1 protein-coding gene is annotated in these 1,285 nt (G+C 62.1%); it reads right to left on the reverse strand.

Annotated elements, in window-relative coordinates:
* Positions 1 to 53: 53 nt before the first annotated feature.
* Positions 54 to 1,196, reverse strand: coding sequence for an IS481 family transposase (locus M8318_RS00270; protein WP_456298743.1), 1,143 nt, complete (start codon positions 1,194 to 1,196; stop codon positions 54 to 56).
* Between the last annotated feature and the right edge of the window lie 89 nt (positions 1,197 to 1,285).

A 1,285-nucleotide genomic window follows, 5' to 3' on the forward strand; every position in this document is an offset into this window, starting at 1 on the left:
TGTACGGTCCGGGGACATGGTAGACAGATGTTCGGGGACATGGTGAACACTTTTTAACATCCTTTACCCATGGTGATCGACTTTTTCTTCAGGTCGATCACCCCCACTTTCGTGCTGTACCACCAGACCTCATAGCCGCCATCATCTGCCGTTTCCCGCAGACCAACCCGCTCTCCCCTGAACGCCTTGCCTGCCATCAGACTGACGCCGCGGATTGTCAGCTTCCCGCTGATATCCACCTTCCGGACCTGCACGTCCTCGTCGTATTCCGGTGGCGTAGTGTGGCCGCTGTACTGCCGTGCAGACGGCTGGTAGCGGGAGGCCGGCACCGCCATACCCAGGGCCTCATGCGGGCGTTCAAGGTTATAGACCGTCCGCCAGTGATCGAAGGCGCGCTGCAGTTCACTGCTGTCCGTGAACCACTTACCCTGCAGGACTTCCGCCTTCAGGCTGCGGTGAAAACGCTCCAGCTTGCCCTGGGTCTGCGGGTGATAAGGCCGGGAGTGGCCCACCCGTATCCCCTGGCGCATCAGCCACAGCTCGAGCGCCGTCCAGGTGCCGGTGGTGTCGCCCCAGGGGGCGCCGTTGTCCATGGTCATCCGGTCCGGCAGGCCGTAGCGTTCAAACACCCTGACCAGTTGCTGCTGCACGGTCTCACGCCGTTCATCGGGACAGTGCATCAGGCACAGGGAAAAACGGGAGTGGTCGTCCAGCAGGGTGAGCGGATGGCAGCGCCCGCCGCCGAAGGGAAAGTGGCCCTTGAAGTCCATCTGCCAGAGCTGGTTGGGGGCCGCATGTTCGAAGCGCCCTGTTGCGGGCACTCCTGGCGCACCACCCGGCAGCAGGCCATGGCGGGCCATCAGGTTATGGACGGTGCTGAAGGCGGGCATGCGGTGGCCCTGGTCTTCCAGCCAGCGCTTGATCTTGCGCGCGCCCCAGCGTTCGTGACGGACATGTGCCATACGCAACAGGTCAGTGATGTCGTCGGACGACCGGTTCGGGGAATGATGAGGAATGCGGGGGCGGTCCTGAAGACCGGGAGCGCCTTCCTCAGCCCAGCGGCGAAGCCACTTGTAGCCGGTGGCAGGTGAGATGCCGTAGTGACGGCACAGTGCGCGGACGTTCGCCCCGTCCTGCGAGGCGAACAATACAAACTCGGTACGTAGTGACATGGTATCTCTCGCATCCCACGGCATAAGCGACTCCACAGACGGGTTCTTATGCCTTAGTTGTAAGTGTCTACCATGTCCCCGAACAAGTGTTCATGATGTCCCCGGACCGTACA

Source organism: Leclercia tamurae, from assembly GCF_025566055.1.
Lineage (GTDB): Bacteria > Pseudomonadota > Gammaproteobacteria > Enterobacterales > Enterobacteriaceae > Enterobacter > Enterobacter tamurae.